The organism is Symbiopectobacterium sp. (assembly GCF_047692315.1).
Taxonomy (GTDB): domain Bacteria; phylum Pseudomonadota; class Gammaproteobacteria; order Enterobacterales; family Enterobacteriaceae; genus Symbiopectobacterium.
Window position 1 is genome coordinate 97,355 of record NZ_JBLLJS010000014.1, and the last position, 8,144, is coordinate 105,498.

The 8,144-nt window shown below is 50.9% G+C and carries 6 protein-coding genes and 1 pseudogene; 6 read left to right on the forward strand and 1 reads right to left on the reverse strand.

Going from position 1 to position 8,144, the window contains the following annotated elements:
- Positions 1 to 33: 33 nt before the first annotated feature.
- Entirely contained in the window at positions 34 to 1,743 is a 1,710-nt protein-coding gene (locus tag ACMZI0_RS08070; RefSeq protein ID WP_415672561.1) for a pectate lyase, read from the reverse strand.
- 356 nt (positions 1,744 to 2,099) lie between these two features.
- Between ACMZI0_RS08070 and rbsD the strand changes: the two genes are divergently transcribed.
- The 6 genes and pseudogenes from rbsD (at position 2,100) to rbsR (ending at position 7,945) form a co-directional block, all read left to right on the forward strand.
- A complete protein-coding gene (gene rbsD, locus ACMZI0_RS08075; RefSeq protein WP_415672562.1) occupies positions 2,100 to 2,519 on the forward strand; it encodes a D-ribose pyranase in 420 nt (139 codons plus the stop codon).
- Between the two features lie 7 nt (positions 2,520 to 2,526).
- Complete coding sequence (gene rbsA / locus ACMZI0_RS08080) at positions 2,527 to 4,032, forward strand: ribose ABC transporter ATP-binding protein RbsA (RefSeq protein WP_415672563.1); 1,506 nt, start codon at positions 2,527 to 2,529, stop codon at positions 4,030 to 4,032.
- A gap of 7 nt (positions 4,033 to 4,039) precedes the next feature.
- Positions 4,040 to 5,005 (forward strand): ribose ABC transporter permease, encoded by a 966-nt coding sequence (gene rbsC, locus ACMZI0_RS08085; RefSeq protein WP_415672564.1) that lies wholly within the window; start codon positions 4,040 to 4,042, stop codon positions 5,003 to 5,005.
- Between the two features lie 29 nt (positions 5,006 to 5,034).
- Positions 5,035 to 5,921, forward strand: a pseudogene (gene rbsB / locus ACMZI0_RS08090) (ribose ABC transporter substrate-binding protein RbsB).
- A 71-nt stretch (positions 5,922 to 5,992) separates the two neighbouring features.
- Entirely contained in the window at positions 5,993 to 6,919 is a 927-nt protein-coding gene (rbsK, locus tag ACMZI0_RS08095) for a ribokinase (protein ID WP_415672565.1), read from the forward strand.
- A 3-nt stretch (positions 6,920 to 6,922) separates the two neighbouring features.
- A complete protein-coding gene (rbsR, locus tag ACMZI0_RS08100; RefSeq protein WP_415672566.1) occupies positions 6,923 to 7,945 on the forward strand; it encodes a ribose operon transcriptional repressor RbsR in 1,023 nt (340 codons plus the stop codon).
- The last annotated feature ends 199 nt before the right edge of the window (positions 7,946 to 8,144 follow it).

Consider the following 8,144-nt stretch of genomic DNA (forward strand, 5'->3'; position numbering starts at 1 on the left):
CCCTCATTGATAGAGGGCGTCATTTTTAGGCGACTATTTACCGTTCGGTTTTAAGGTTTCTCCTTCCTTCAGGGCAAACAGTTCATCATCACGGGTGGAGACGCGGGCGCTGCCGTCCGGCATGCGATAAGCCCCCTCGGTAAAGCCGGAACCGTTTAAGAACGGGGCAACGGTCTGCGGTTTATTTTTCAGCGTAGCTTCCAGTGCCAGTAGCGCGTAGGGATCGATGCTATCGATAGATGCATATTGCGACTTGGCAGAATTCATAAAGAAGCCGTTATGCAGGTTATTGCTGACGATGTTGTCGGCCACTTTTTCTGCTACCGTCAGGTAGGTTTTATCCTGCGTTGCCTGCCACAGATCGATCAGCGCGAAAATAGCATACGGGTCGCTATTCTTGGTGCCGACATTGACGCTGACGCCTTTACCCGGTGCGGAGCCGATATCCCCCAGATCCAACCCCTTGGCGATACCGCGCGCCACTTTCCACAGATCGGCATCCTTCTCCAGCGTATAGGCGCGGGCGTAAGACAACAGGAAATCACTGCTGGCTGGGTAGGCTTTCAGCACCGTGCCCTTCTTACCGTAGTAACCATCGCGCGGCAGCGAGTAGTTAGAAAGATCGGTACCGTTAGCCAACATCGGGCGGAAGGTGTTGTTACTTTCGTCATAAGCGTATTTGGCGAAAGCCTTCAGGCCGTCCAGCGTCCATTTCTTGATATCATCGCCATCTTTGCCCAACTCTTTCGCCAGTTGTAACTGCATCAGCTCATTCTCAGAATAGAGCGTGCTGGTGCGGCCCTTCAGCATCATATTGCCTTCCAGCGCAGCAGGCCCAAACTCCGGTCCGAACTGACGTTGAGCGCGGTCACCGTATTTGGAGTTGGTATCGCTGTCGTCAGTAGTTTCAGCACGCTTTAACGCCTGAGTGAACTGGTAAACGCCCAGACCGGTTTTTTTATCGCGCGGCAGAACATACTGCTCAGACAGCCGTTTTGCCCACACCAGTGCTCCGGCTTCATGGTTGTTTTTATAGAGCAGAGAAGCAGAGTAGATCAGATCGTTACCGGCATTAAGGAAACTCAGCCCCTTGGTGGCGAAGAAAGGCGGTTGCTGGGTAAAGCTGTTGTCCCACAGTTTACCTATGTCCTTACCGTACTGACCGTGACGGCTGGTTTCCAATATTTGCCAGTCATACACGTGGGCATTCCAAAACGCGCGAATGAAGCGAACCGTAGCCGGTTTATACACGGCAAACATCAGCTCGTAGAAGGGATAGGCATTTTTCAGCTCATGCACCAACACTTTTTCACTCGGCCCTTCAGGCTGAAGCGTTTTCAAATCAACAAAACGGTGTCCACCCCAAATTAGCAGACCGCTTTTATCCTGATAGTTGTCGAAGTAGTAACGCACGCTGGTTTTGGCGCGCTGTTGATAACGTTCATCGACCGTCAGGTTAGAAAGGCCAACCAGCACGCGCATAAAATTTTGCTGTGCGGAAAAGTTGGAGAGTACTGCGGTGCGCCCATCAGGGAAAATCCATTCAAGCTGTTTACCGGTGCGGGGATCGACACCGCTCGCCAATAAAGGTGAAGGCTGGGTGCCGTGATAATGGTCGCCCGCTTTATCCAGTACCGTATCGGCATACTGTTTTACAATAGTTAACCGATCGGCACTGTGTGCCTGACCAGCGAGTGCTGCCATGCAGCAGATGGCTGCCAAAGAGAGGGATATGTTTTTCATCGTTAATGTCCCTGTTAACAAACCAGCGTTTTTCGGCAGGAGTCAGGGTGCCGTTATTCTTTAAATTGTGAGTATGGTGATGTGAGCTAAAGGAAGTGAGATGAATCATACGAAAAAAGAAACGATGCTTTAATAAATACACTATTTGGTTTCATTGTTTGTTTTTCCTTTGTGACTGCGATCAACGGCTATTTTCTAACCCAATGTTTTTCTTATGCCTCCATTTTTGGGATAGCGAAACGTTTCGATTACGATCACAATTCCGCGAACTCTTTTTTGCTTTATCAGGACTTTTTCTTAAACTTTACTGCAAGCGAAACGTTTCGCTATAGAGATTAAGGCGAGTGAAGTTAATAATGAAAAAAGGCGTACTACTCAATTCCGAAGTCTCGAGCGTGATTGCCCGCCTTGGGCATACCGACCAGGTAGTGGTGTGTGATGCTGGGTTACCCATTCCTGCAACCACAACCCGTGTTGATCTGGCGTTAACACACAATGTGCCTACCTTTATACAGGTGCTGAGCGTGATTACGCAGGAGATGCAGGTGGAAGCGGCCATCGTTGCGCAAGAGATTATCGAGAAGAACCCGGTGCTCCATGAAGCTATTCGTGAGCATTTGCAACAGCTTGAACAACATCAGGGAAACACCATTGCGTTGCACTATGTCAGTCACGAGACATTCAAGACGCAAAGCGGGCAGAGCAGGGCCGTTTTTCGCAGCGGCGAATGCTCGCCCTATGCCAATATTATTTTGTGTGCTGGCGTAACCTTCTGAGGCCGAGATGGAACCTTTATTACAGTTGCAGGGGATTTTAAAAACCTTTCCCGGCGTAAAAGCGCTGTCCGGTGCCGCCCTGAATGTCTATCCCGGCAAGGTGATGGCGCTGGTGGGAGAAAACGGTGCCGGAAAATCCCCCCTAATGAAGGTGCTCACCGGCATTTACCGCAAAGATGCTGGTCATATTTGTTTTGTCGGGGAGGAGGTTGCCTTTAACGGGCCAAAATCTTCACAGCATGCGGGTATCGGTATTATTCACCAGGAACTCAACCTGATTCCCCAACTGACGATTGCTGAAAACATTTTTCTTGGCCGTGAATTTACCGGCACGTTGGGGCATATCGATTGGAAGAGGATGTACGCCGAGGCGGATAAGCTGCTGAAAAAGCTCAATCTGCGCTACAACAGTCGCCGACTGGTCGGCGAGTTGTCGATTGGTGACCAGCAAATGGTCGAGATTGCCAAGGTGCTGAGCTTTGAATCCAAAGTGATCATCATGGATGAACCCATCGATGCGCTCACCGATACTGAAACTGCGTCGTTGTTCACCGTGATTAAGGAGTTAACCGCACAAGGTTGCGGCATCATCTATATCTCCCACCGTTTAAAAGAGATTTTCGAAATTTGCGATGACGTAACTGTGCTGCGTGACGGCCAGTTTATTGGTGAACGCCCGGTCAACCAACTGCATGAAGAACAACTCATTGAAATGATGGTGGGGCGCAAGCTGGAAGAGCAGTACCCGCGTTTGAATACGGCACCGGGAGATATTCGCCTGGATGTTAAAGACCTGACGGGGTCCGGTGTCGAAGGCGTCAGCTTTACGCTTCGGCAGGGTGAAATTCTCGGTGTTTCCGGCCTGATGGGCGCAGGGCGCACTGAACTAATGAAGATCCTTTACGGTGCACTACCCCGCACGCGCGGTTACGTGGCGCTGGATGGCCGTGAGGTGGTGACGCGCAGTCCGCAGGATGGGCTGGCAAACGGCATCGTTTATATCTCTGAAGATCGCAAACGTGATGGCCTGGTGCTCGGGATGTCCGTCAAAGAGAACATGTCTTTGACGGCATTGCGTTATTTTAGCCGTGGTTTTGGTGCACTCAAACATGAAGACGAACGCACAGCCGTCAGTGATTTTATCCGTTTGTTCAATATCAAAACCCCCTCAATGGCGCAGCCGATAGGCCTGTTATCCGGCGGTAACCAGCAGAAGGTTGCCATTGCTCGCGGGCTGATGACGCGGCCAAAAGTACTGATTCTTGATGAACCTACTCGTGGTGTCGATGTGGGTGCGAAGAAAGAGATTTATCAGTTAATCAACCAGTTCAAGCAAGAAGGTCTCAGCATCATTTTGGTGTCATCCGAAATGCCGGAAGTACTTGGTATTAGCGATCGCATTTTGGTGATGCATGAAGGCCGCCTAAGCGGTGAATTCCCCATTGAGCAGGCAACCCAGGAAGTGCTGATGGCAGCTGCGGTTGGCAAGCAATATAGCGTAAAGCAGGAGTAAGTCAGACATGAGTTCCGAATCTATCACGGCAAAGTGCTGGTTCAGTAAAGAGTGGCTGTTGGAGCAAAAGTCGCTGATTGCCCTGCTGATCTTGATCGCAGTGGTCTCATCCATGAGCCCCAATTTTTTCACGGTCAATAACCTGTTCAATATCCTGCAACAGACATCGGTTAACGCCATCATGGCGGTGGGGATGATGCTGGTTATTCTGACCTCAGGCATCGATTTGTCGGTCGGATCGCTGCTGGCGTTGACCGGGGCGGTGGCGGCATCAATTGTTGGCCTGGAAGTGAATGCGCTGCTTGCGGTATTTGGCGCGTTGGCGCTCGGTGCGGCAATCGGCGCGGGCACAGGCATTATTGTCGCCAAAGGGAAAGTGCAGGCGTTTATCGCCACACTGGTGATGATGCTGCTGCGCGGTGTCACCATGGTGTACACCAACGGCAGCCCGATCAACACCGGCTTTTCCGATGTTTCCGATGCCTTCGGCTGGTTTGGTATTGGTCGCCCTCTCGGAATTCCGACACCGATCTGGCTGATGGTTATCGTTTTTATTGCTGCCTGGTACATGCTGCACCACACGCGGCTCGGGCGCTATATCTATGCGTTGGGAGGCAATGAAGCGGCAACACGCTTGTCGGGCATCAGCGTCGATAAAGTCAAAATTATCGTCTATGCCTTATGTGGGTTGTTGTCCGCACTGGCTGGGATTATCGAAGTCGCGCGTTTGTCGTCGGCGCAGCCGACGGCGGGCACGGGGTATGAACTGGATGCGATTGCGGCAGTGGTTCTGGGCGGAACCAGTTTGGCTGGCGGTAAAGGGCGCATTGTCGGCACGCTAATCGGCGCGCTGATTCTTGGGTTCCTCAACAATGGACTGAACCTGTTAGGTGTTTCTTCTTACTACCAAATGATCGTTAAGTCAGCCGTTATTTTGCTGGCGGTTTTGGTAGATAACAAAAGCAGTAAATAACCTTCATTCACACGCATAGGAATTGGATTATGAATATGAAAAAACTGGTTACGCTGGTTTCTGCTGTTGCATTAAGTGCCACTGTGAGCGCCAATGCGTTGGCAAAAGAGTCGATAGCATTGGTGGTTTCTACCCTGAATAACCCGTTCTTCGTGTCATTGAAAGACGGAGAGCAAAAAGAAGCCGATAAATTGGGCTACAACCTAGTGGTGCTGGATTCGCAAAACAACCCGGCGAAAGAGCTCTCCAACGTTCAGGATCTGACAGTGCGCGGTACCAAGCTGCTGCTTATCAACCCGACAGACTCTGATGCCGTAGGCAATGCGGTGAAACTGGCGAATCAAGCTAACATTCCGGTGATTACGCTGGACCGCGTGGCGGGCAGTGGCACGGTCGTGAGTCATGTAGCTTCTGATAACGCATTTGGCGGTAAAGTTGCTGGTGATTTCATCGCGAAAAAATTGGGTGAAGGTGCCAAAGTGATCCAACTTGAAGGCATTGCAGGGACTTCCGCTGCCCGTGAGCGCGGAGCCGGATTCATGAAATCCGCTGAGAAAAATAAATTCGCCATTCTTGCCAGCCAGCCGATTTCGATCGTACCAAAGGGTTGAACGTAATGCAGAACCTGCTCACTGCACATCCTGATGTAAAAGCCGTTTTTGCACAAAACGACGAAATGGCACTAGGTGCGCTGCGTGCTCTGCAAACCGCAGGTAAAACTGACGTGATGGTGGTCGGTTTTGATGGCACTCAGGATGGCGTAAAAGCAGTTGAGGGCGGAAAACTGGCGGCCACGGTTGCACAACGCCCTGAAAAAATCGGTGAAATCGGTGTGCAAACCGCTGACAAAGTCATCAAAGGTGAAAAGGTGCAGGCCATTATCCCGGTTGACCTGAAACTGGTTGCTAAAGAATAAGTTATTACAACAAAGAAAAACTGCGCTTCCGAAATAAGGCGGCGCTTTTAATCACTTTTGGGGAGATTTCTATGAAAACGGGCAAACTCGTGGTGTTGGGCAGTATTAATGCTGACCATATCCTTAATCTGGCACACTTCCCTCAACTAGGCGAAACGGTGATCGGTAAGCAATATCAGGTCGCTTTTGGTGGTAAAGGTGCCAATCAGGCAGTTGCTGCCGGGCGTAGCGGTGCTGATATTGCATTTATTGCGGGTGTGAGTGAGGATGATATTGGTACCCGTATTCTCCAGCAGCTGACGCGCGACCAGATAGATGTTTCTGCCGTTGAAACCGTTGCGCATGAAACCACTGGCGTGGCGCTGATTTTTGTTAATGGCGATGCTGAGAATATGATTGGCATTAATGCAGGCTCTAATGCGGCGGTCACCCCCGATTTTCTGGCGCGCCATCGTCAAAAGATCATTGATGCTTCTGCCTTGTTAATGCAGCTCGAGTCTCCGCTGGAGACCGTTATTGCCGCTGCCCAGTTAGCGCATCAGCACCAAACCCGCGTGATTTTAAACTCGGCTCCTGCCTGTGACTTGCCGGATGAACTGCTGGCGCTGGTGGATATGATTACGCCGAATGAAACCGAAGCGCAGCGTCTTACTGGTGTTACCGTACAAAACGAGCAAGATGCCGCGCAGGCTGCGCAAATATTGCATAATAAAGGCATTGCTACTGTGCTGATTACGTTGAGCAGTCGGGGCGTATGGCTGGGTGAAAACGGGCAAGGTCAGCGCATTCCCGGTTTTCGGGTTCAGGCGGTAGACACTATTGCGGCGGGCGATACCTTTAATGGTGCGCTGGTAACGGCACTTCTGGAAAATCAACCAATGCAAACAGCCGTGAAGTTTGCCCATGCTGCCGCTGCAATTGCGGTAACTCGCTCTGGCGCTCAACCTTCCGTGCCGTGGCGCAATGAGATCGACGCATTTTTACACTCCCAGGGGTGATACGTGGCCACAATGAAGGATGTTGCTCGCCTGGCGGGCGTGTCGACTTCAACAGTTTCACATGTAATTAATAACAATCGCTTCGTTAGCGACACGGTGCGTGAGCGGGTATTGGCGGCGGTTGATTCGCTCAACTATGCGCCGTCTGCTCTGGCACGCAGTTTGAAGATCAATCAGACGCAAACCATCGGTATGTTGCTTACGGCCAGTAGCAACCCGTTTTATGCTGAAGTGGTGCGTGGCGTTGAGCGCAGCTGCTATGAGCGCGGATATAGCCTGATCCTTTGCAATACTGAAGGCGATCATAACCGGCTGGACCGTAGCCTGGAAACCTTGATGCAAAAACGGGTTGATGGTCTGCTAATCATGTGCACCGAGAGTCATCGCCCTTCCTCTGAAACCATTAATCGTTACCCGTCAATTCCTCTGGTCATGATGGACTGGTCGCCGTTTGAAGGCGTCAGCGATGTTATCAAGGATAATTCCTTGCTTGGCGGGGATATTGCAACCAGCCATCTGATCGACAGCGGTTACCGTAATATCGCCTGTATTGCTGGCCCACAAGATAAAACAACGGCCTATAACCGACTGTTAGGTTATCGGCAAGCGATGCAGCGTGCAGGTTTGCCCGTTCCTGATGACTATGTTGTCTTGGGCGATTTCGAGTTTGAAACCGGATATCAGGCGATGCGTAAATTGCTGTCGCTGACGAAAAGGCCGGATGCCGTGTTCTGTAGCAATGATGCAATGGCCGTCGGGGTTTATCACGCGCTCTATCAGGCGGGATTGTCTATTCCTGCGGATATGGCTGTGGTGGGTTATGACGATATTGAACTGGCGCGTTATATGTCTCCGCTATTAACAACCATTCATCAACCCAAAGATGAATTGGGAGAACTGGCGGTAGATACGCTGTTATATCGCCTGGAACACCCCGATACGGAGCCAACGGTGTTGGTGTTAACGCCGGAGTTAGTGATGCGCGAGTCGGTTGCTCATCGGTCAATGGGGATTAATGCGCGGTAAAATGGGGCGATCGGAATAAAACAGAGTCAGCTATGCTGGTTTGATATGCTATTCGCCGAAAAAATGCGCACTCAGAAATAAAATTGAAATTAGCGCTTGTCAGGGCGCGAGAAGTGTCTATACTGCGCCTCCACTGACACGGCAACAGCGATTCGCGGTTGCGAGGTCAGTTAGAAAGTTGAACGAAAGATGTTGACTT